Source organism: Pseudomonas sp. NPDC087598 (genome assembly GCF_044743525.1).
In the GTDB taxonomy this organism is placed as follows: Bacteria; Pseudomonadota; Gammaproteobacteria; order Pseudomonadales; family Pseudomonadaceae; genus Aquipseudomonas.
In genome coordinates, this window is record NZ_JBIUWQ010000044.1 from 1 (window position 1) to 21,980 (window position 21,980).

A 21,980-nucleotide genomic window follows, 5' to 3' on the forward strand; every position below is an offset into this window, starting at 1 on the left:
CTGCACTGCAAGACGCAGGCGTAAAAACCGTGCGTTCGCTGGCAGACATCGGCAAGGCCTTGGCCGAGCTGACTGGTTGGGCTGTCAAGTAAGCCTCGCGCTTAGCTGACGCTTCACCAAACAAAGGCCACCTTCGGGTGGCCTTTGTCGTTTCTGGCTTAAAGGGTTTTGAGCAGGCTTTTGTGGCGAGGGAGCTTGCTCCCGCTGGGCTGCGAAGCGGCCCCAACTCAGGCGACGGAGTTTTGTCTGGTACCAAAAGGTAACTGGTTTTTGCGCCTGCTGCGCAGTCGAGCGGGAGCAAGCTCCCTCGCCACAGGGTTCCGGTTATGAAAAATAGATACGTAAACGCGACAAAGACACGTCGCGTATCGGATAGTTCGCCCTCTAACAGTGCGTTTGTCAGACAAATTCGTTAGGCTAGCAGCCATTTTTGCGTCTGCCGCCCACAAGGCATGCAACGCGCTAAACGGGTTGATCCCATACGGATCGACAGCATTTCCCTAACCTCACAGGGAAATCCCCTCCTAAATTCCGATTCAGAGTGTGGTTTCCTTAATGAAAGTTTTGAAAGGTCAGGACATCCTGGCACTTGGTTTTATGACATTTGCCCTGTTCGTCGGGGCCGGCAACATCATCTTCCCGCCTATCGTCGGTTTGCAGGCCGGACCGCACGTCTGGATGGCGGCGCTGGGCTTTCTGATCACCGCGGTCGGTTTGCCGGTGATCACCGTCGTTGCACTGGCCAAGGTCGGTGGGGCGATGGATGCACTGAGCAGCCCGATCGGCAAGGTCGCTGGCGGCATTCTGGCTGCCGCGTGCTATCTGGCGGTCGGTCCGCTGTTCGCGACACCGCGTACCGCGACCGTGTCGTTTGAAGTGGGCCTGGCGCCGCTGGCCGGCGAAAGTCCGCTGGCGCTGTTCCTCTACAGCTCGGTGTACTTCCTGCTGGTGTTCTTCATCTCGCTCTACCCGGGCCGTTTGCTGGACACCGTCGGGCGCTTCCTCGCACCGCTGAAGATCATCGCGCTGGCGGTACTGGGCATCGCTGCATTCGCCTTGCCGGCCGGCGACATCGGTCAGGGCACAGCGGAATACGTGGCGGCACCGTTCTCCCAGGGGTTCATCAATGGTTACCTGACCATGGATACCCTCGGCGCCCTGGTGTTCGGTATCGTCATCGTTAACGCGATCCGCTCCCGTGGCGTCGAGTCGCCTGCGCTGATCACCCGTTACGCGATCATCGCCGGGTTGATTGCCGGTGTTGGTCTGGCGCTGGTGTATGTCAGCCTGTTCCGTCTCGGTTCCGGCAGTCATGAAGTGGCGGTCGGTGCCACCAACGGCGCGGCGGTACTGCACGCTTATGTGCAACACACCTTCGGTTCGCTGGGCAGTGGTTTCCTCGCGGTTCTGATTTCGCTGGCGTGTCTGGTGACGGCAGTTGGTCTGACCTGCGCCTGTGCCGAATACTTCAGCCGTGTGGTGCCGCTGTCCTACAAGACGCTGGTGATCATCCTGGCGGCGTTCTCGTTGCTGGTGTCCAACCTGGGCCTGACCAAGCTGATTGCGTTCTCGATCCCGGTGCTCACCGCGATCTATCCGCCGTGCATCGTGCTGGTGGCGCTGAGCTTCTGCAAAGACTTCTGGCATGAACATGGGCGCATTCTCGGCCCGGTGATGCTGGTGTCGTTCCTGTTCGGCACCATCGATGCGCTGAAAGGCGCCGGTCTCGCTGACTGGATGCCTTCGCAACTGTCCCACCTGCCGCTGAGCGAGCAAGGTCTGGCATGGCTGGTGCCGTGCGTGATGACCCTGGTCGTCGCAGTCATTTGCGATCGCCTGCTGGGCAAGCGCAGCGAAGCCATTGCTTAAAGCATCGTGACCCGCCACAAGCGGGTCTTGAACGCTTAAACAGAAATGCCCCGTATCAATCGATACGGGGCATTTTTTATGGGCGTCAGGGAGTGTCTTTTTCCTTGAGCTAGCGTCGAAGCAACTGCATCGCTTTTATGCAGGCTCACCCCCACAGGTCCCGTGTTCACACTCCACAAGGAATTGCATGTCGTTCATCCAAGCCAACCTGATCCACCTGCTCGCCGCACTCTGGTTTGTCATCTGCTGGGGCGGTTACACCCGTTACGCCAGCTGGAAGGCTCGCGACACCGCGTGTCTGGCCAGCGTGTTGCATCTCTACCGTGAAGACTGGATGCGCCGGATGTTGCTGCGTGATAACCGTATTGCCGACGCCAGTGTGATCGGCAACCTGGAGCGCAACGCCTCGTTCTTCGCTTCCAGCACCCTGATTATCCTTGCCGGTATTCTCACCGTGCTCGGTGCATCCGAGCGGGCGGTGTCGCTGCTGGCTGACATCCCGATGGTGCAGCAGGCCTCGCAGGGCATGTCGGAGATCAAGTTGCTGTGCCTGGCGCTGGTGTTTGTCTACGCGTTCTTCACGTTCAGTTGGTGCATGCGTCAGTACAACTTTGCCGCCGTGCTGGTGGGGTCGGCGCCGATGGTGGGTGAGCGGCATGTGTCGGAGCAGGAGCGCAAGGCGTTTGCGTCACGGGCGGCCCGGGTGATTTCCATGGCGGCCAACCAGTTCAACTTCGGTCTGCGTTCCTATTATTTCGGCATGACCATGCTGGCGTGGTTTGTCAGCCCGTGGCTGTTCATGCTGATGAGTGCGGGCGTGGTGCTGGTGTTGTACCGCCGCGAGTTTCATTCCGACGTTCTTGATGTAATGGTCTATACCCCTACAGAGGCGCCCATCCCCGAGGCGAACAAAGAGGTCGTTTGATGAGTATTCCGTTCTGGTGTGTGTTTATCAGTGCATTGTTGATCTACATCGCGCGCCTGCCGGTGGGCAAGGCCATGAAAGAGCAGGGTGGTTACAACAATCACTTGCCACGCCAACAGAAGGCGCAACTCACCGGTTATGGGGCGAGGGCGCTGGCGGCGCACCAGAACAGTATCGAGGCGTTCATCCTGTTCGCAGTTGGTGTGCTGATGGCGCATACCACGCAAACCCAGGGATGGTTGATCGATGCCTTGGCGATCATTTTTGTTATCGCCCGGATCATCTACTTGTGGTTCTACCTGGCTGATCTTCCCAAACTGCGCAGCCTGGTCTGGTTAGTTGGCTTAGTGTGTTCGTTGCTGCTAATGATTAGTCCGACTTTTAGAACGGTTTTGCTCTAACCAGGCATTACCGAAAAATGACAGACAAAAGAAAACCCGCACCAGGCGGGTTTTCTTTTTTGAGCAGCAGAAGCGAATTATTGCTTCTTGGCAGCTTCTTCTTGAGCAGCTTGATTCGATTCAGCCTGATCTTTGGCGGCTTCGGCGTTTTCTTTCGCCGCGTCGTTCACTTTATTCTGAGCGTCATTCATTTTCTGCTGAGCCTGCTCAGCATGTTGGTTGGCATCTTGAGCTTTGTCCTCGGATTTTTTATCGCAGGCAGCGAGACCGAGGGAAGCGGTCAACATCAAGGCAATAGCTAAAGTCTTACGCATGGGGTGTTTCTCCTTATGGAAAATAACTACTGGCCTTAAGAACGTTGCCCGCAACGTTAAGTTCCTCATTTCTTTCAGATATATAAGTTTGTTTTTACACGGAACTTTTGTTGTATTTGTTACTACTGGCACAAGGCTCTAACGAGAGTAATTATCAAATGGCCGAAAACCCCGTTTTTGAGCGTGCGACACGATTTCTTTCGGCGTTGCGCCACTGTCAGGTACTGGGTCTGAGGGTGCACAGCGCCTCCAGCGAAGGCCTTACCGTGATCCTGCCGTACAGTCCGCAAATCGTCGGCAATCCGCAGACTGGCGTCATTCACGGTGGGGCAATCACCTCCTTGATGGACACGGCCTGCGGCATGTCCACGCTGTGTGTGCTGGCGGAATTCGAAGTCTGTCCGACCCTCGACCTGCGCATCGACTACATGCACGCCGCCGAGCCCGACAAAGATGTCTACGGCTTCGCCCAGTGCTATCGGGTCACGACTGATGTGATCTTTGCCCGCGGCTTTGCCTATCAGGATGATCCCGAACAGCCGATCGCCCATGTCGTCGGCACCTTCATGCGCATGGGCAAAAATATAAAAGGCACCAAAGGTTTCGGCGGCGCGATCAAGGGAGAAGGTCAATGAGCAACGATCTCAAGGATCAACTGCAACAGGCCCATGCACAGGGCGACTATGCGCCGTTGCTGAAATTGATCCCGTATGCCGGACTGATCGGCATTGAATGCTCACGCGTCGGTGACGAATTGCTGTTCAAGCTGCCGGCAAACAAGGACAACATTGGTAACCCTTTATTGCCGGCGATTCACGGCGGTGTGATCGCCGGGTTCATGGAGCTGGCGGCGGCCCTGCATCTGTTGATCTTCACCGGGACACCGGGGGTGCCGAAGATCATCGACTTCTCTCTCGATTACCTGCGCGCCGGGCAGTTTCGTGACACATGGGCCAAATGTCAGGTGTGCCGCCAGGGGCGGCGGGTGGCGAACGTGGCGGTCACGGCCTGGCAAAGCACCGAAGGCGAACCGATTGCCACCGCCCGCGCGCACTTCAAAATTGAAGAGCCCTTGAAATCCTGAACACTGCCCCAAACTCTGATGACAACCCGCCGCCGACCATTTGGGTCGCGGCCACTGCCATCTGATTGGAGTTTGATGACCATGAGTGTGGAAACTCAAAAGGAAACCCTGGGCTTCCAGACCGAGGTAAAGCAGCTGCTGCACCTCATGATCCATTCGCTGTATTCCAACAAGGAAATCTTCCTTCGCGAATTGATCTCGAACGCCTCTGACGCTGTCGACAAGCTGCGCTTCGAAGCCCTGGCCAAGCCTGAGTTGCTCGAAGGTGGTGCGGATCTGAAAATCCGCGTGAGCTTCGACAAGGACGCCAAGACCGTCACCCTCGAAGACAACGGTATCGGCATGAACCGTGACGATGTGATCACCCACCTGGGGACCATCGCCAAGTCGGGCACCGCCGATTTCATGAAGAATCTGTCGGGCGATCAGAAGAAGGATTCGCACCTGATCGGTCAGTTCGGTGTGGGCTTCTACTCGGCGTTCATCGTTGCCGACCAGGTTGACGTGTATAGCCGTCGCGCCGGCACCCCGGCCAGCGAAGGCGTGCACTGGTCGTCGAAAGGCGAGGGCGAATTCGAAGTCGCCACCATCGAAAAACCAGAGCGCGGCACCCGCATCGTTTTGCACCTGAAAGCGGCTGAAGACGAGTTCGCTGATGGCTGGCGCCTGCGCAACATCATCAAGAAGTACTCCGACCACATCGCTTTGCCAATCGAGCTGCCGAAAGAAGTGACGGCCGCCGAGGGTGAAGAGCAGCCAGCCGTTGAATGGGAAACCGTCAACCGCGCCAGCGCCCTGTGGACCCGTCCTCGCACTGAAGTGAAGGACGAGGAATACCAGGAGTTCTACAAACACATCGCTCACGACTTTGAAAATCCGTTGGCCTGGAGCCACAACAAAGTCGAAGGCAAGCTCGAATACAGCTCGCTGCTGTACGTGCCGGCCCGTGCACCGTTCGACCTGTATCAGCGTGAAGCGCCGAAAGGCCTGAAGCTCTACGTGCAACGCGTGTTCGTGATGGATCAGGCCGAGTCGTTCCTGCCGCTGTACCTGCGTTTCATCAAAGGCGTGGTCGATTCCAACGACCTGTCGCTGAACGTGTCGCGTGAGATCCTGCAGAAAGACCCGATCATCGATTCGATGAAGACTGCGCTGACCAAGCGTGTGCTCGACATGCTGGAAAAACTGGCGAAGAACGAGCCTGAGCAATACAAAGGCTTCTGGAAAAACTTCGGTCAGGTCATGAAAGAAGGCCCGGCAGAGGATTTCGCCAACAAGGAAAAAATTGCCGGTCTGCTGCGTTTCGCATCGACCAACGGCGACGACGGCGAGCAGATCGTCGGTCTGGCTGACTACCTGGCACGCGCCAAGGAAGGTCAGGACAAGATCTACTACCTCACCGGCGAAACCTACGCGCAGGTCAAGAACAGCCCGCACCTGGAGGTCTTCCGCAAGAAAGGCATCGAAGTGCTGCTGCTGACCGACCGTATTGACGAGTGGCTGATGAGCTACCTCAGCGAGTTCGACGGCAAGACTTTTGTCGACGTGGCGCGCGGTGACCTCGATCTGGGCAACCTGGACTCGGAAGAGGACAAGAAGGCTGCAGAAGAAGTCGCCAAGTCCAAAGAAGGTCTGGTCGAGCGTCTGAAAACTGCGCTGGGCGATTCCGTGGCTGAAGTCCGCGTCTCCCATCGTCTGACCGACTCGCCGGCCATTCTGGCCATTGGCGAACAGGACCTGGGTCTGCAAATGCGTCAGATCCTCGAAGCCAGCGGTCAGAAAGTGCCGGATTCGAAACCGATTTTCGAATTCAACCCGAGCCACCCGCTGATCGAGAAACTCGACGGCGAGCAGAGCGAAGAGCGTTTTGGCGACCTGTCGCACATCCTCTTCGATCAGGCAGCCCTGGCGGCTGGCGACAGCTTGAAGGATCCGGCCGCGTATGTGCGCCGTCTGAACAAGCTGCTGGTTGAACTGTCGGTTTAATCAAGTTGTAGAAAAACCCGCTTCGGCGGGTTTTTTCATTCTGGTGTTTAAGCAATCAGGAGTCAGAAATGAGCCAAGTCACTGTACGTTCCGTGATCTATCAGATTGACGGCCAGCCGTATGAAGGTCGTCTGGCGTTCGACGCCGAGCACAAAGGCGCGCGCCCGGGCCTGTTGATGGCGCCGAACTGGATGGGCGTCAGCGCCGGTGCCGAAGAGATCGCCAAGTCGGTGGCGGCCAAGGGCTATGTGGTGTTGATCGCTGACATTTACGGCCAGGCCGTACGCCCGCAAAACGCCGATCAGGCTGGCGCGGCGATGATGCCGTTGAAGAACGATAGGGCGCTGTTGCGCAAGCGTATGCAGGCTTCTTTCGAGCAATTGCAGAAGCAGGGCGAAGCGGCAGTCGATACCTCGAAACTGGCAGTCTTCGGTTTCTGTTTTGGCGGTTGCTGTGCGCTGGATCTGGCGCGCACTGGCGCGGCGGTGAAAGCGGCGGTTGCGTTCCACGGCACACTGGATTCGCCGAATCCTGCAGATGCGCAGAACATCAAAGGCTCGGTGCTGGTGCTGCACGGTGCTTCCGATCCGTTGGTGCCGAAAGAGCAGTTGCCGGCATTTGAAGACGAGATGAACGCCGCGAACGTCGATTGGCAGTTGCTGAGCTACGGCGGTGCGGTGCACTCGTTTACCGATCCGCACGCCAATGTGCCGGGCAAGATGATGTACGACGAGAAGACCGCCAAGCGCGCATTCAAGTCGATGCATGATTTGCTGGATGAAGTCTTCAAGGGCTGATTCAGTTGTCAGGCGCCCATTCTGTGGTGTCTGACCTGGCCTCATCGCGAGCAGGCTCACTCCTACAGTTGGAATGCGTTCCCCTGTAGGAGTGAGCCTGCTCGCGATGGCGATTTTTCAGGCGATACAAAACTCAGGGCAATTCAATCCGCTCGACTTCACCCGGCACCGTCGGCCAATCCCCGGCCGCCCACTTGCGCCGTGCCTCATCAATCGCCGCCGGATCGCTTGCAACAAAATTCCAGTTGATCCGCCGAGGCCCGTCCAGCGACGCACCGCCGAATACCACGGCATGAACATCGCTGTCGGCAAACAGGCTCATCTCTTCCCCGGCCGGCAACACCACCAGCGCGTGCGGCTCGATCGCTTCGCCATTCAACTGCGCATCACCACTCAACACGTACACCGCGCGTTCTTCATGTTCGGTGGGGATCAGCAGTGTGGTCGCGGTTTGCATCTTCACTTCGGCGTACAGCGTAGGAGAAAGCACCGGCACCGGTGATTCCAGACAAAAGCCTGACCCGGCAATCATGCGGATCTGCACGCCGAGGTTATCGCTGACCGGCAAGGTTGCTGCCGGGTGATGGCTGTAATACCCGGGACCTTGCTCATGATCCCTGGGCGAAGCCAGCCAGATTTGCAGACCGTGCATGGTGAAGCTCTGATCCCACAGCGGCCCAGGCGTGCGTTCAACATGAGCGATGGCGCTGCCGGCGGTCATCCAGCTGACATCGCCGGCGCTGACCACCTGATCGGAGCCGAGGCTGTCCTTGTGCTGGATCTGCCCTGCAAACAAATACGTGAGGGTCGACAGACCAATGTGCGGGTGCTGTCGGATGTTCATGCCTTTGCCGGTCGGATACACCGTTTCGAGCATGTGGTCGAAAAACACGAAAGGCCCGACGCTGCGGCATTTGGCTGACGGCAACGGGCGCAGAATCGGCTGGCCTTCGACGTCTTCGGCGCGCGGGCGGATGATCAGAGGTTGCGTGTCCATGGTGCATTCCAGGCTGAGCGGGTGATGCCAGAAGCATAACCCGCCGCTGGCGCTCTAGTGATTACTGGCTGTCAAAGCCTTGTGGGGCGTGGGTTTCGATGGTCACTTCGCTGGTGGTCATCAGCTTGTGGATCGGGCAACGGTCGGCGACACGCAGCAGTTCTTCACGCTGGGAATCAGTGAGTACACCTTTCAGGGTGAGGGTGACGTGCAGGGCGTATTTGCCTTTCTGTTCCTCACTGTTGTCGCGTTTCACTTCGACGCCCACGCCGGTCAGCGGGATGTCTTTCTTTTTTGCGTACATCTTCAAGGTCAGGGCCTTGCAGGCACCGAGGGCGGCGTCGAAGTAATCGTGCGGCTCAGGTGCCGAGCCTTCGCCACCGGCAGATTTCGGTACGTCGGCAAACAGTTCGTGGTCATCAATCTGTACGGTGTGACGAAAACCTTCAGCGGAGACGGTATTGACGGTAACAGTCATGTGAACCTCGCAAGCAGTAGGAAAAGTCGTTCGATCAAAAAAGACCTTGAAGTTATAGAGCATTCCCACCGGCACGCGTTCCACTTTCCTGCGGGATGAACCCTTGTCGTCAGGGCGGGGTCTAGGCTATGCCTACTTGTCGGAGATTAATTGTGTCCCTGTTTCGTTTGAGTCTCGCCTGCCTCCTGGTGTTCTCCGGTCATGTCAGCGCCCGCGAATACACCTACAGCGATGCGCACCTGCACTACGTGGATTTTTTCCAGGAAACTGCCGGCATGGCGAAACTGCTGACGGCGATGAAAGAAAGCTCAGTCGAGCACGTGATGATTTCCGGCATCCCTGTGGCGAAGAAGTGGCACGAAGACGAACCCAAGCGCCCGCGTTATTACGCCGGTGATGACGCTGATGCCTATTGGTACAGCGCCACCGACGTGATCGTCGCCGATGCAGTGCAAAAACTGACGCCTGAGCAGCGCCGGTACTTTCATCCATTTCTTTCCGGCTTCAACCCCAACGACAAGAATTCCGCCGCGCACATTCAGCGCATGCTCGATCTGTATCCGGGATTGTGGCAAGGCATTGGCGAAGTGTTTACCCGGCATGACGACCTGACGGCGCTCACCGCTGGTGACACGCCGCGCGCCAACAATGAGGCGATGACCAGGATTTATCACTTGGCGGCGGAAAATGATCTGCCGGTGATGCTGCACTCCAATATCACCTCCAAGCGCGAGAAGAATCCGCTGTATTTGCAGGAAGTCGAAGAACCGCTGCGCAATCACCCGCACACACGGTTTATCTGGGCCCACGCCGGTACCAGTGCCGAAATTCATCGGCATCAGACGCAACTGGACTTTCTCCTGCCCACCCTCACGCGGATGCTTGAGGCTTATCCGAATCTGTTTATCGACTTGTCGTGGAGCATGCTCACGCCCTATCTGCTGGACGAACAGGGCAAGCCGCGTGCGGAATGGCTGGCGCTGGTGGAGAAATACCCGGAGCGTTTCATGCTCGGTTCGGACGTCGTAGGGCGTTTCAACAAGCTCGGTCAGGAAATGCGCAGCTTCACGCCTTTCCTTGACGCATTGCCGGAAGACGTCGCCCGCAAAGTGGCGCGGGACAACTTTCTGGCGATCTTGCCGCGAACGGAGTTCAAGTCCGGCAAAACCGCGCTGAATCGTTAATGCCGAGTGTTCGAAGTATTAAGGCCTTTTGATATCACTTTTTCGTCTTACGCAAATTCTCGCCGGGCCGATACCTTCTACAGCAACCAGCTGCAGGGTTGATGCAGCGCTTTTGGAAGGAACCAGAGCAATGAGTATTCGTAGTCTCAATATTGCCCCGCGCGCCGGACTGGGTTTTGGTCTGTTGGCCCTGATGGTATTTGCCCTCGGCGCGTTCGCCCTGCTGCAAATGTCGAACATGCGTGCGCAGTCCGATGAGGTCGACAACAACTGGCTGCCGAGTGTGATGGCCGTCGGCGAGATGAGTCAGGACATGTTGCGCCTGCGGGCGCTGACCATGCGCCTGTTGCTCAATCGCGATCCGCAGGCATTGGCGCAGAATGTCGCCAAGCTCAATGAACTGCGCGGCGTGCTGAGTGAAGCCCAGCAGCGTTATGACGTGCTGATAGTGCTGCCCGAGGAGCGCAAGCTGTTTGATCGCTTCAAGGTCGCCGAGCACAAGTACCTCGAGTTCCAGGCGCAAGTCATGCAGCTGTCTGCGCAGAATCGAGTGGAAGAAGCCGCAGCGATTCTCAATGGTGAGATGAGCCCGTTGGCCGACGACATGGCGGTTACCTTGAAAGAGCTTGTCGAACTCAATAAGCACAATGCCAACCTGGCCACTGAAGCTGCGCGGCTGGTGTTCACCCATTCGCGGGTGTGGGTCGGGGTCATGATCGGTGTCACGGCATTGATCACCATCGGTCTGGCGCTGCTGTTGACCCGCAGCATCGTGCTACCGCTGGCGCAATCGTTGGGTGTGGCGGAAGTGGTGGCGGGCGGCGATCTGACTGGCGACATCAATATCTCCGGCAAGGACGAACCGGCGCGGCTGCTGCAAGCGCTGAAAAGCATGCAGCACAATCTGCGTGACACCATTCGGCAGATTTCGGAGTCTTCCAGCCAACTGGCCTCGGCTTCGGAAGAGCTGAGCTGCGTTACCGAAGACGCCACGCGCGGATTGCATCAACAGAGTCTGGAAATCGAGCAAGCGGCCACGGCAGTGAATCAGATGACGGCGGCGGTGGAGGAGGTGGCCAGCAACGCGGTGGCGACCTCTGAGGCGTCGCGTGAATCCGATCGGATTGCCCAGCACGGCCGTGAGCAGGTGCAGCAGACGGTGTCGTCGATTGAGCTCCTGGCTGAGGATGTGACCAGCAATGCCGGTCAGGTGGAGGACCTGGCACAGAAGGTTCATGGCATCAGCAAAGTGTTGGACGTGATTCGCTCGATTGCCGAGCAGACTAATCTGCTGGCGCTGAACGCGGCGATTGAAGCGGCGCGGGCTGGTGATGCCGGGCGCGGGTTTGCGGTGGTGGCGGATGAGGTGCGGGCGCTGGCGCATCGCACGCAGCAATCGACGCAGGAAATCGAGCAGATGATTGGCGGCATTCAGCAAGGCACCGATTCGGCGGTCAGTTCGATGCAGCAGAGTAATGTTCGGGCGCGTTCGACGCTGGAGTTGGCCAAGGCTGCCGGGACTGCGCTGGAGGAGATCGCATCGGCGTTCACGCTGATCAATGAACGCAATCTGGTGATCGCCAGTGCTTCTGAGGAGCAGGCGGCGGTGGCGCGGGAGGTGGATCGCAATCTGATGAATATTCGTGATCTGGCCATGCAGACGTCGGCGGGGGCGAATCAGACCAGTGCGGCGAGTCAGGAGCTGTCACGGCTGGCGGTGGATTTGAACAATATGGTGGCGAAGTTCTCGGTCTGAGGTCGCTTTCTGAGCTGTAACTGCTCTTTGTGGGAGCGAGCCTGCTCGCGAAGGCGTCCGTTCGGTCAAATTTTTCAGTGGCTGGCACTCCGCTTTCGCGAGCAGGCTCGCTCCCACAGGGGATTGGTGTCGTTGCAGAAATCGCAGGCAATAAAAAGCCCCGCATCTGCGGGGCTTTTCACATCCATCGGATCAGCTGCCTTTGACAGCCTTGCCGTTGACCGTACCGTCCTGGAGCATGATGTTGTACTCCTTGCCGTCGGTTTCAACCTGTTGCAGGCGGACCAGCAGGTAATCCCAATCCTTGGCGAACCAGAGGACGGTGGTGCGCTTGCTTTGTGTCGGGTCGCGCACGCGCTCGACCTTGATTGCGTCGATCTTGCCAGCCTTGGTCTCGACTTTTTCCGAGCCCAGGACGCGGAAGTCGTAGGTATCGACTTCGCCGTCATCAACCACTTGATAGCTCATGGTCTTCTTGCCGGCAGCCACGTCATGTTGCAGTGCCAGTTGATAGGTCGACTTGTCGACCATGCCACGGTTCAGCGGGATTTTCACCGCGTCGCCACGGTCGGTGCCGGTGACCATTTTGCTGTTCCAGTCGAAATCCAGATCAGCTTTCTTGGCTTTGCCCAGACCACCACGTTCAAAGTGGTAGGACTGCGGCAGCAAGGTGTCCTTGTCCAGGGTCAGGGTGCTTTCTTCACTCAGGCTGGCGATCATCATCGATGCCTTGAAGCTGAGTTTCCAGACGCCGTTGGCTTCCTTGGTCAGGCTGCGTTCAGCGGTACCGCTCATGGGCAACTGCTTCCAGTCGGCGGTGTAGCTGGCGGAGAACGGTTGAAGGTCTGCAGCCTGCGCGAAAGGCAGGGCGAGCAGTGCGCAAGCGAAGAGCAGGGCGCGACGCATAATATCTCCTAGTGTCGAATCAAGTGGCCGCTGGCCGCGAGTAACTGGCCATCCAGTAAAGCACCTTGCTCACCGAGTGCCAGTCGCCCTTCGGCAAACCAGCGTACTGCCATCGGATAGATCAGGTGTTCCTGAACATGCACTCGCTGCGCCAGACTCTGCGGCGTGTCGTGCAACTCTACCGGTAATACTGCCTGTACGACCAGTGGTCCGCCATCGAGTTCCTCGGTGACGAAGTGTACGGAGCAGCCGTGTTCCGTGTCGCCGGCCTCCAGCGCGCGCTGATGAGTGTGTAACCCTTTGTATTTGGGCAGCAGCGACGGATGGATGTTGAGCAGGCGACCCTGATAGTGGCGAACGAAGTCAGCGCTGAGAATGCGCATGAAACCGGCCAGTACCACGAGCTTCGGATTGAATTCGTCGATCAGTTCGATCAGGGCAGCGTCGAAGGCCTCGCGACCTTCGAATGCCTTGTGATCCAGCGAGCGGGTGGCGATACCCGCGTCACTGGCGCGTTGCAGGCCGTAGGCGTCGGCGCGGTTGGAAATCACCGCAGCGATGCGAACCGGGCTGTCGCCGGTCCGCGTGCTGTCGATCAAGGCCTGCAAGTTACTGCCGGTGCCGGACAACAGCACCACGACATCACAGGTTGCGGACATTAATGAGCCTTAAGGTTTTTCAGCTCGACCTGAGCAGCGCCTTCAGCGGCTACGGCGATCTGGCCGATGACCCAAGGTTGCTCGCCAGCGTCACGCAGGGTGTTCAGGGCGACTTCAACGTGCTCCTGAGCCACACAGATGACCATGCCGACGCCGCAGTTCAGGACGCGGTGCATTTCGGTCTCGTCAACGTTGCCTTGCTCTTGCAGCCAGTCGAAGACGGCCGGGCGAGTCCAGCTGGCCACGTCAACCACGGCCTGAGCGCCTTTTGGCAGAACGCGCGGGATGTTGTCGAGCAGGCCACCACCGGTGATGTGGGCCATGGCTTTGACGGCGCCGGTGTCCTTGATCAGCTTGAGCAGCGGCTTCACGTAGATGCGGGTCGGGGCCATCAGCAGGTCGGTCAGCGGTTTGCCGTCGAGCTGGATGGTTTCGATGTCGGCACCGGACACTTCGATGATCTTGCGGATCAGCGAGTAGCCGTTGGAGTGCGGGCCGGACGATGGCAGCGCGATCAGCGCGTCACCGGTGGCGACTTTCGAGCCGTCGATGATTTCGGCTTTTTCCACGACGCCGACGCAGAAGCCGGCCAGGTCGTAGTCTTCGCCTTCGTACATGCCTGGCATTTCAGCGGTTTCGCCGCCGACCAGCGAGCAGCCGGACAGTTCGCAGCCAGCGCCGATGCCGGTAACAACCTGGGCAGCCGTGTCGACGTTGAGTTTGCCGGTGGCGTAGTAGTCGAGGAAGAACAGTGGCTCAGCGCCGCAAACGACGAGGTCGTTCACGCACATCGCAACCAGGTCGATACCGATGCTGTCGTGCTTGTTCAGGTTCAGCGCCAGACGCAGCTTGGTGCCGACGCCGTCGGTGCCGGAAACCAGTACAGGCTGCTTGTAGCCGGCCGGGATTTCGCAGAGGGCGCCGAAACCGCCCAGGCCGCCCATGACTTCCGGGCGCGCAGTGCGCTTGGCGACGCTCTTGATGCGTTCGACCAATGCTTCACCGGCGTCGATGTCTACACCGGCGTCCTTGTAGCTCAGGGAGGGTTGCTTGCTCATGATCCAGGCCTTTAGGGGAGGGGATTCAGGGGTAACGACCGAGTTCAGCGGGAACATCGAAATCGAGAGGGCGATGGCCTCACGCGAGTTTCGAGGTGCCCGGCTGTTGCCGGTCTGCGAAGGCGCGCGATTTTATCAGGCTTGAGGGGCAGCGGCCATCCTCGCACCGACGGGCAGGGGCATATCGGTGGAAATTTTTTGCAATTGAGGCCCTTGGCTGCCTGTATAAGGTGTGGCAATTAACCGTCTATCGTTATCACTGTGCAAAAACTTACCGCCGCCGTGTGAATGTTTTGCAACGGCCGAGGGTCACAGCCTTGCTCAACCGGTTCACGCGGCCTGTTCCAGCCGCTCCTGTCGACGGGAATTTTCCATGCGTTTTTGTAAATTGTTGTTTGTGGGCTGTTTGTCTGTGGTCAGCCTGGCAAGTCATGCCGAAAACCTCAAAGGCCTCTTTCAAGTGCGTGAGCCGGTCCACGGCCAGGCACCGGAAGAACGTGATCGCGCCACCCAGGCTGCGCTGGATACGCTGGTGCTGCGCCTCACCGGTGATCCAAAGGCCCCGCAGAATCCAGGGCTGGCGGCGATTCGCAAAGATCCGCAGCAGATCATCAGTCAGTTCGGTTTTGATGCCGGGCCGCCGGAAGTGCTGAAGGTCGATTTCGACCCGAGCACCACCGAGCAGGCCCTGCGCCGCGCCGGGTTGTCCTTGTGGGGCGCCAGTCGGCCGTCGATCCTGAGCTGGTGGCTGAACGATTCCACCGAAGGTTCAAGCCTGGTCGGTGACGGTCAATCCGCAGCCGCACCGTTACGGGCGGCGGCGCAGCACCGGGGTTTGCCGCTGCGTTTGCCGCTGGCCGATCTGAGTGAGCAACTGGTTGCCACCGCGCCGGCATTGGAAGGTAGTGATCCGGCACCGTTGCGCGGGGCTTCGGAGCGCTACAACGCAGATGCCTTGCTGGCCGTGCATGCGCGGGAAGAGGGCGGGCAGTGGCAGGCCAAATGGCACTTGTGGCTGGGTGATCAAAAGGAGGCAGGCAGCGTGCAGGGCGCCGATCAGGCTGCCGTGGCCGATGCGGTGATGCTGGCGGTGGCCGAGCGTCTGGCACCACGTTTTGTTGCCAAGCCCGGGGCTTCGGGGCAGCAGACCCTGGAAGTGCAGGGCATGAATCTTGAGCGTTATGCGACGCTGCTGCGGTTACTCGAACCGTTCGGCATGCGTCTGCAAAGTGTTGATGGCGATCGCATCGTCTATCGGGTCAATGGCAGTGCTGATCAGATGCGTGCGCAGTTGTCGCTGGCGAAGTTGCAAGAGCTGCCCGCCGAAGCGCCAGCTCCAGTGGCGGCGCCACAGCCAGCAGTGGCGGGTGCTCCGCCAGTTGCAGCGCCGGCCCCGACACCGGCGGCGCCGTCGTTGCGGTTTCGCTGGTAAGTCTTTCCTTATATAGAAGCATCAGGAGTGGTACATGGCCGATTCGCGGCGTTGGTTCTGGCTCGGTGGGGTAGTCCTGCTTTGCGCGTTTGTATGGTTGCTGCATCCGATCCTCACGCCGTTTCTGGTGGCACTGCTGCTGGCGTATCTGTTCGATCCGCTGGTGGATCGTCTGGAGCGGCTCGGTCTGTCGCGAACCTGGGGCGTGATCGCCGTGTTTGCCTTGTTTACCCTGATCGTCACCGCGCTGTTGCTGGTGCTGGTGCCGATGCTCGCCAAACAGTTGCTGCGCCTGTACGAACTGGCGCCGCAGATGCTCGACTGGTTGCAGCACACGGCATTGCCATGGGCGCAGGCGAAACTTGGCTTGGCGGATGGCTTCTGGAAATTCGACAAGGTCAAAGCGGCCATCAGTGAGCACATGGGCCAGACCACCGACATTGTCAGTGTGGTGCTGAGTCAGGCAACGGCTTCGAGCCTGGCGCTGATCGGCTGGCTGGCCAATCTGGTGCTGATCCCGGTGGTGAGTTTCTACTTGCTGCGCGACTGGGACGTGATGATGGCGAAGATCCGCAGCCTGCTGCCGCGTGATCGTGAAGCAACCATCGTCTCGCTGGCAGGTGAATGTCATGAAGTGCTCGGGGCATTTGTGCGTGGTCAGTTGCTGGTGATGTTGGCGCTGGGTGTGATCTACGCCGCGGGCCTGATGATTGTCGGTCTCGAGCTGGGGCTGTTGATCGGCCTGATCGCGGGCCTCGCGGCGATCGTGCCGTACATGGGCTTCGTGATCGGTATCGGCGCGGCACTGATTGCCGGGTTGTTCCAGTTCGGCGGGGACCTTTACCCGATGATCGGGATTGTCGCGGTGTTCATGGTCGGGCAAGCGCTGGAAGGCATGGTGCTCACACCTTTGCTGGTGGGTGACCGGATCGGTCTGCACCCGGTGGCGGTGATCTTTGCGATTCTGGCCGGTGGCGAGCTGTTCGGGTTTACCGGTGTCCTGCTGGCGCTGCCGGTGGCGGCGGTGATCATGGTGCTGGTGCGCCACGTACACGACTTGTACAAGGATTCCGACATCTACAAGGCGGACGAGCCCGAGTTGTAATGGCGATGACGGCCACCCGGTGAATCGCCGGGTTGGCCCGTGTCATGCAGGTGTTGGCGTCAGAGAATCTGTCATAAAACCAGTGTGTTAACGCAAACCTTTGATTTGGCTGGACTCTGTTGCATTGTGCGCTCAGCTTCACGGGTATAAACTTCGCAAACTTTACACAGAGGCCACTAACGGTTCCTTGGGAACTGTTCAGTCAGCATGAAACCGATTCAGCTGCCCCTAGGTGTGCGTCTGCGTGACGACGCCACCTTCATCAACTACTACCCAGGCGCCAATGCCGCTGCACTCGGCTATGTCGAGCGCCTATGCGAAGCCGACGCCGGCTGGACAGAAAGCCTGATCTACCTGTGGGGCAAACACGGCGTAGGGCGTACGCATCTGTTGCAGGCCGCGTGCCTGCGCTTCGAGCAGATGGGCGAGCCGGCGGTGTATCTGCCGTTGGCCGAGTTGATGGATCGCGGTATCGAAATTCTCGACAACCTTGAGCAGTATGAACTGGTCTGTCTGGACGACTTGCAGGTGATTGCCGGCAAGGCGGACTGGGAAGAGGCGATGTTTCATCTGTTCAACCGTCTGCGTGACAGCGGTCGGCGCCTGCTGATCGCGGCTTCAACCTCGCCGCGTGAACTGCCGGTCAAACTGGCGGACTTGAAATCGCGTCTGACCCTGGCGCTGATCTTTCAGATGCGCCCACTCTCCGATGAAGACAAATTGCGTGCCTTGCAATTGCGCGCATCACGTCGAGGTCTGCACCTGACTGACGAAGTCGGGCATTTTATTTTGACTCGCGGCACCCGCAGCATGAGTGCGCTGTTTGACCTGCTCGAGCAGCTCGATCAGGCCTCGTTGCAGGCGCAACGCAAGCTCACCATTCCCTTCCTCAAAGAAACCCTCGGCTGGTAGCCATCCCTTTGGTTCTGCGGCTTTCAGCGCGTTTCGGCATATTTCAGGCGCCAGAAAATCCGCTTTCCTGCACCGGGTGCAGGCCGCGTATTCATTCAAATGGGCTTAAGCGCTTAGATGTAAACGAGAAACCGAGAAGTCACAAAAAGATCGATTGAATTTGCAAATGAGGTCGATAGCGGGCATAGTCTCGGCTTCTTTACAACTATCAGCCACGGTCGTGCCCATGCTAAAGCGCTTCGCACCCCTCGTGCCTCTCGCACTCGTCACCCTGTTGTACGGTTGCGCTGCTCATTCTCCAGTTCAAGAGCAGCCTCAACAGGTTAAAAATTCTGCCACTGCCCAGTCTTCCGTTATTTACCAGGAAGAGCTGGACACCGAAAAAGAACTGTCGGACTTCAACGGCAACAAGCCTTACCAGCTTCCAGTTCTGGCCGACAGTATCCTCGAACGCGGCATGTCCCTGATCGGTACCCGTTACCGTTTCGGTGGTACTTCTGAAGCCGGTTTCGATTGCAGCGGTTTTATCGGTTACCTGTTCCGCGAAGAAGCCGGCATGAACCTGCCACGCTCCACTCGCGAAATGATCAACGTTGACGCGCCGCTGGTATCGCGCAGCAACCTCGAGCCGGGCGATCTGCTGTTCTTCGCCACCAACGGTCGTCGCGGTCGTGTCAGCCACGCCGGGATCTACCTGGGCGACAACCAGTTCATCCACTCCAGCAGTCGTCGCAGCGGCGGTGTTCGCATCGACAGCCTGGGTGACAGCTACTGGAGCAAGACCTTCATCGAAGCCAAGCGTGCACTCGCCATGGCCCCGACCGTGGTCACCGCTCGCAAGTAATTCCCCCGTTGTCGCCACGTCCGTGGCGACAAAACGGTTTCCGGCAACGGAGTAGACCTAGACTTTACAAGGTGAAGTTAAAGTCTTACTTGAAGTTTGCCGCGTAGCCGCTAGAATCCTGAATCTATATTGATGGCAAACCGCCTGCGTGCTGCGCAGGCGGTTTTGTTTTCTGTCCATCCGGCAGAGAAAGCCGCAGCCAGATCAGGATGTTCTGCTTATGACCATGTCGGCCCGCCTCGCATTGATCTTCTTCGCAGCGCTGCTCAGCGCCTGTGCCAGCCGTACACCGCCGCCTGCGCCTGTGGTTCGCGCGCCGGTCGTGTTCGGCCCCTCGCAATCTTTCTCGCCGGCTGCTGAAGACGTGCTGTTCCGCGCGCTTGGCCTGGTGGGTACGCCTTATCGCTGGGGTGGCAACACGCCGGATTCAGGGTTTGATTGCAGCGGACTCATCGGTTTTGTCTACCGTGATGCCGCAGGTATCTCTCTGCCGCGTTCCACTCGCGAGCTGATCGTGATGCAGGCGCCGAATGTCGGTAAGGAAGGCTTGCAGACGGGAGATCTGATTTTCTTCGCCACCAATGGCGGCTCGCAGGTCAGTCATGCGGGGATTTACGTCGGAGAAGGGCGCTTCGTGCATGCGCCGGCCACTGGCGGCACGGTGAAGCTGGACAGCTTGTCGAAGGCGTATTGGCAGAAGGCTTATCTGAGTGCGAAACGGGTGTTGCAGCCTGAGCATCTGGCGCATAACCCGTAAGAAAAATCGCAGCAATCTTAATGTGGGAGCGAGCCTGCTCGCGAAAACGGTGTATCAGTCAACTCGATGGAGGCTGACACACCGCATTCGCGAGCAGGCTCGCTCCCACAGTTGTTTCAGGTCAAATTCAATATCACTTCGTGGCAGACACCCGCCACACCTTGTTCCCCACGTCATCCGCCACCAGCAAACCACCTTGCTGGTCGATCACCACGCCCACCGGGCGGCCCAGCGCATTCTCGTCCTTGTCGAGGAAACCGGTCAGCACATCCACCGGTGCGCCGTTCGGCTTGCCGCCGGTAAACGGCACGAAAATCACTTTATAACCACTGTGCGGCTTGCGGTTCCAGGAGCCGTGCTGGCTAATGAACGCGCCTTCCTTGAACTGCGCCGGCAGCGTGTTGCCCTCGGCGAAGGTCAGGCCCAGCGAAGCAGTGTGCGGGCCGACCGCGTAATCCGGGGCAATGGCTTTGGCGACCAGGTCGAGGTTCTGCGGATTCACCCGCACATCAACATGCTGCCCGTAATAGCTGAACGGCCAGCCATAAAATCCACCGTCCTTGACCGAGGTGATGTAGTCCGGCACCAGGTCGCTGCCGATCTCGTCACGCTCGTTGACCGCCGTCCACAGCGCGCCGCTGGTGGGTTCCCAGGCCAGGCCGTTGGGATTGCGAATGCCCGAGGCGAAGATGCGGTGATTGCCGGTCGCCCGGTCGACTTCCCAGATCGCCGCGCGACCTTCCTCTTTATCCAGGCCGTTTTCGCCGACGTTGCTGTTCGAGCCGACTGTGACGTATAGCTTGTTGCCGTCCTTGCTGGCGATAACGTTCTTGGTCCAGTGATGATTCAGCGTGCCGCCGGGCAGGTCCGTCACCTTGATCGGTTGCGACTTGATTTCGGTCGCGCCGGGTTCGTAATGGAAGCGCAGCAGGCGATCGGTATCCGCCACATACAGATCATTGCCGACCAGGGTCATGCCAAACGGCGAATTGAGGTTCTGCAGGAACACCGTACGCGTCTCGGCGACACCGTCATGATCGGCATCACGCAGCAGAGTGATGCGATTCGGGCTCGGTACGCCGGCGCCAGCCTTGCCCATGACTTTCTTCATCACCCAGCCACGAATGCCGCTGCTGTCGTCAGGTTTCGGCGGGGCATTGGTTTCTGCCACCAGCACATCACCATTGGGCAACACGTAGAGCCAGCGTGGATGATCAAGGCCTTCGGCGAACGCAGCGACCTGGGTGCCTGCCGCTGCGGTCGGTTTGCCGCCCTCGGGCCAGCCGATCGCCGGGGCAATATTCACTGTCGGGATCAGGGTCTTGTTCGGTTCAGGCAATTTCGGTGACGGGCCGGTGCCGTCGGAAACTTGCAGGCTGGAGGATTCACCACAGGCGGCGAGCCCTCCGGCGAGGGCGATGACAAAAGCGAGCTGGGACTTGCGCATTACTGATCTTCCCTATGAATGCATTCCTAATCATAGAGGAGCGCGCAAGCCCGATGGTTCAACTGCTCAACTGCGGGCCTCTTTGAACAGCACGGCAATGCCCGGGTGATAGTTGCCGGCTTCGTTGCGCAACTTGCGGTAGGCGTAGGGGAAATACCAGGCGACGGCGCAGGTGTGTTCTTTTTGCAGGTCGTCGACCATGTCTTGCAGCTCTTCGGGGCTGGCGCTGTGCTGGGCTTTTTGCGGGGCGACAAACAGGCAGCCGAGTTTGAGGTCGCTGGCAAAGCTGATGCGTCTGGCGTCGCTGGTGATCTCCTGCAATGCTTGGGTCAGGTTGAGGTTGTTGACCCGTGGCCAGCGTTGCGTGGCCTGGATGTAAGCGCGGTCATCGCTGCCTGCGAGGAACAGGTCGGCGCGGGCATTGCGCTCGCCTTCTTCGTTTTGCTTGCGGGTGGCCGTCTGTTCCAGCGTCACCAGCTCGGCCATCCATGCCGCTGCCGAGAGCAAGCCGAGATTGGCTTTCTCGTCATGCCAGTAAGGCGTGTCGCTGTCGCCGCGCACGGCGTTGTAGCGGTCGATACAGTCAAACCAGCGTTCAAGCACCGGGCGCAGGAATTCCAGGCGCGGATTGCTGATGATCATGCCTTGCATCGTAATCATCCTTATTGTTGTGATGGCTTTTTCGAGAAAAGCATGGCTCTTTGATATCACTTGTTTCAGCATGGCACAAGATTGGCGCCAGATAATTGATCGACGGCAGTTATTCGCTCGACGGCCCCCTCTTTAATTGACGCTCCACCCCCAACCCTCTAACCTTCGCGGCTTGTTTCAGGTGCTCTGTGACCTGCGTCGACAGAGTGAAACAGGGAAGCCGGTGAGGGTTGTCTTCGCGCGAAGAACCACTACGATCCCGGCGCTGCCCCCGCAACGGTAAATGAGTAAAAGCTGCGCCTTGAGCCACTGCCTCGAAAGAAGCGGGAAGGCGCGCAGCCAGGCCTTGCGCCGCTCATGAGCCCGGAGACCGGCCTGATCCATCCAGCGGCATCACGGTGGGCGATGCCAGGCTTTT

At 58.8% G+C, this 21,980-nt stretch carries 23 protein-coding genes and 1 riboswitch; of the genes, 15 read left to right on the forward strand and 8 right to left on the reverse strand.

Going from position 1 to position 21,980, the window contains the following annotated elements; translation table 11 throughout:
• The 4 genes from ACIOWE_RS21390 to ACIOWE_RS21405 all read left to right on the forward strand — a co-directional run.
• Positions 1-92: hypothetical protein (locus tag ACIOWE_RS21390; protein ID WP_400755829.1), on the forward strand; the 92-nt coding region annotated here is incomplete at its 5' end.
• Between the two features lie 463 nt (positions 93-555).
• Complete coding sequence (gene brnQ, locus ACIOWE_RS21395; protein ID WP_401395499.1) at positions 556-1,869, forward strand: branched-chain amino acid transport system II carrier protein; 1,314 nt, start codon at positions 556-558, stop codon at positions 1,867-1,869.
• Between the two features lie 187 nt (positions 1,870-2,056).
• Entirely contained in the window at positions 2,057-2,794 is a 738-nt protein-coding gene (locus ACIOWE_RS21400; RefSeq protein ID WP_401395502.1) for a DUF599 domain-containing protein, read from the forward strand.
• Positions 2,794-3,195: an MAPEG family protein gene (locus tag ACIOWE_RS21405; RefSeq protein ID WP_401395505.1), complete on the forward strand. Its 402-nt coding sequence runs from the start codon at positions 2,794-2,796 to the stop codon at positions 3,193-3,195. The genes ACIOWE_RS21400 and ACIOWE_RS21405 overlap by 1 nt, the downstream gene beginning before the upstream one ends.
• Positions 3,196-3,272: 77 nt before the next feature.
• Here ACIOWE_RS21405 and ACIOWE_RS21410 read toward each other — a convergent pair whose 3' ends face one another.
• Positions 3,273-3,509 (reverse strand): hypothetical protein, encoded by a 237-nt coding sequence (locus ACIOWE_RS21410; RefSeq protein ID WP_401395508.1) that lies wholly within the window; start codon positions 3,507-3,509, stop codon positions 3,273-3,275.
• A gap of 158 nt (positions 3,510-3,667) precedes the next feature.
• Here ACIOWE_RS21410 and ACIOWE_RS21415 point away from each other — a divergent pair, with 158 nt between their 5' ends.
• From ACIOWE_RS21415 to ACIOWE_RS21430, 4 genes are all read left to right on the forward strand, one after another.
• Positions 3,668-4,144, forward strand: coding sequence for a PaaI family thioesterase (locus ACIOWE_RS21415; protein WP_401395511.1), 477 nt, complete (start codon positions 3,668-3,670; stop codon positions 4,142-4,144).
• Positions 4,141-4,593: a PaaI family thioesterase gene (locus tag ACIOWE_RS21420; protein ID WP_401395514.1), complete on the forward strand. Its 453-nt coding sequence runs from the start codon at positions 4,141-4,143 to the stop codon at positions 4,591-4,593. Before ACIOWE_RS21415 ends, ACIOWE_RS21420 begins: the two co-directional genes overlap by 4 nt.
• Positions 4,594-4,674: 81 nt before the next feature.
• Complete coding sequence (gene htpG, locus ACIOWE_RS21425; RefSeq protein ID WP_201239320.1) at positions 4,675-6,579, forward strand: molecular chaperone HtpG; 1,905 nt, start codon at positions 4,675-4,677, stop codon at positions 6,577-6,579.
• Positions 6,580-6,647: 68 nt separating this feature from the next.
• Positions 6,648-7,376: a dienelactone hydrolase family protein gene (locus ACIOWE_RS21430; RefSeq protein ID WP_401395517.1), complete on the forward strand. Its 729-nt coding sequence runs from the start codon at positions 6,648-6,650 to the stop codon at positions 7,374-7,376.
• A gap of 133 nt (positions 7,377-7,509) precedes the next feature.
• Here the strand turns inward: ACIOWE_RS21430 and ACIOWE_RS21435 are convergent, their stop codons facing one another.
• Both ACIOWE_RS21435 and ACIOWE_RS21440 read right to left on the reverse strand, forming a co-directional pair.
• A complete protein-coding gene (locus tag ACIOWE_RS21435) occupies positions 7,510-8,373 on the reverse strand; it encodes a pirin family protein (protein ID WP_401395520.1) in 864 nt (287 codons plus the stop codon).
• A gap of 61 nt (positions 8,374-8,434) precedes the next feature.
• Complete coding sequence (locus ACIOWE_RS21440) at positions 8,435-8,851, reverse strand: OsmC family protein (protein ID WP_401395522.1); 417 nt, start codon at positions 8,849-8,851, stop codon at positions 8,435-8,437.
• A gap of 128 nt (positions 8,852-8,979) precedes the next feature.
• Here ACIOWE_RS21440 and ACIOWE_RS21445 point away from each other — a divergent pair, with 128 nt between their 5' ends.
• Both ACIOWE_RS21445 and ACIOWE_RS21450 read left to right on the forward strand, forming a co-directional pair.
• Positions 8,980-10,035, forward strand: a complete 1,056-nt coding sequence (locus ACIOWE_RS21445) for an amidohydrolase family protein (protein ID WP_401395525.1) — start codon at positions 8,980-8,982, stop codon at positions 10,033-10,035.
• Positions 10,036-10,165: 130 nt separating this feature from the next.
• Complete coding sequence (locus ACIOWE_RS21450; RefSeq protein WP_401395527.1) at positions 10,166-11,791, forward strand: methyl-accepting chemotaxis protein; 1,626 nt, start codon at positions 10,166-10,168, stop codon at positions 11,789-11,791.
• A gap of 192 nt (positions 11,792-11,983) precedes the next feature.
• Here ACIOWE_RS21450 and ACIOWE_RS21455 read toward each other — a convergent pair whose 3' ends face one another.
• Genes ACIOWE_RS21455 through purM form a run of 3 tightly spaced genes read right to left on the reverse strand, consistent with a single transcriptional unit; the run spans position 11,984 to position 14,414 of the window.
• Positions 11,984-12,697 (reverse strand): DUF3108 domain-containing protein, encoded by a 714-nt coding sequence (locus ACIOWE_RS21455; protein WP_201239324.1) that lies wholly within the window; start codon positions 12,695-12,697, stop codon positions 11,984-11,986.
• A gap of 8 nt (positions 12,698-12,705) precedes the next feature.
• Entirely contained in the window at positions 12,706-13,356 is a 651-nt protein-coding gene (gene purN, locus ACIOWE_RS21460; RefSeq protein WP_201239325.1) for a phosphoribosylglycinamide formyltransferase, read from the reverse strand.
• Positions 13,356-14,414, reverse strand: coding sequence for a phosphoribosylformylglycinamidine cyclo-ligase (purM, locus tag ACIOWE_RS21465; protein ID WP_103306611.1), 1,059 nt, complete (start codon positions 14,412-14,414; stop codon positions 13,356-13,358). The genes purN and purM overlap by 1 nt, the downstream gene beginning before the upstream one ends.
• A gap of 373 nt (positions 14,415-14,787) precedes the next feature.
• Between purM and ACIOWE_RS21470 the strand changes: the two genes are divergently transcribed.
• From ACIOWE_RS21470 to ACIOWE_RS21490, 5 genes are all read left to right on the forward strand, one after another.
• Entirely contained in the window at positions 14,788-15,846 is a 1,059-nt protein-coding gene (locus tag ACIOWE_RS21470; protein ID WP_401395532.1) for a DUF2066 domain-containing protein, read from the forward strand.
• A 34-nt stretch (positions 15,847-15,880) separates the two neighbouring features.
• Positions 15,881-16,951, forward strand: coding sequence for an AI-2E family transporter (locus ACIOWE_RS21475; protein WP_401395534.1), 1,071 nt, complete (start codon positions 15,881-15,883; stop codon positions 16,949-16,951).
• A 207-nt stretch (positions 16,952-17,158) separates the two neighbouring features.
• A complete protein-coding gene (hda, locus tag ACIOWE_RS21480) occupies positions 17,159-17,863 on the forward strand; it encodes a DnaA regulatory inactivator Hda (protein ID WP_003223042.1) in 705 nt (234 codons plus the stop codon).
• 226 nt (positions 17,864-18,089) lie between these two features.
• A complete protein-coding gene (locus tag ACIOWE_RS21485; RefSeq protein WP_201239329.1) occupies positions 18,090-18,707 on the forward strand; it encodes a C40 family peptidase in 618 nt (205 codons plus the stop codon).
• A 220-nt stretch (positions 18,708-18,927) separates the two neighbouring features.
• The gene (locus ACIOWE_RS21490; RefSeq protein WP_103306924.1) at positions 18,928-19,464 is read left to right on the forward strand and encodes a C40 family peptidase; all 537 of its coding nucleotides are present in this window, start codon (positions 18,928-18,930) and stop codon (positions 19,462-19,464) included.
• 133 nt (positions 19,465-19,597) lie between these two features.
• On the opposite strand, the gene ACIOWE_RS21495 is transcribed toward ACIOWE_RS21490, so the two are convergent.
• Positions 19,598-20,911 (reverse strand): PQQ-dependent sugar dehydrogenase, encoded by a 1,314-nt coding sequence (locus ACIOWE_RS21495; protein ID WP_401395538.1) that lies wholly within the window; start codon positions 20,909-20,911, stop codon positions 19,598-19,600.
• Between the two features lie 66 nt (positions 20,912-20,977).
• Positions 20,978-21,562 carry a hypothetical protein gene (locus tag ACIOWE_RS21500; RefSeq protein ID WP_401395541.1) on the reverse strand — a complete coding sequence of 195 codons (585 nt, stop codon included), beginning with the start codon at positions 21,560-21,562 and terminating at the stop codon, positions 20,978-20,980.
• Positions 21,563-21,724: 162 nt separating this feature from the next.
• Positions 21,725-21,956: riboswitch (cobalamin riboswitch) on the forward strand.
• Positions 21,957-21,980: the final 24 nt, after the last annotated feature.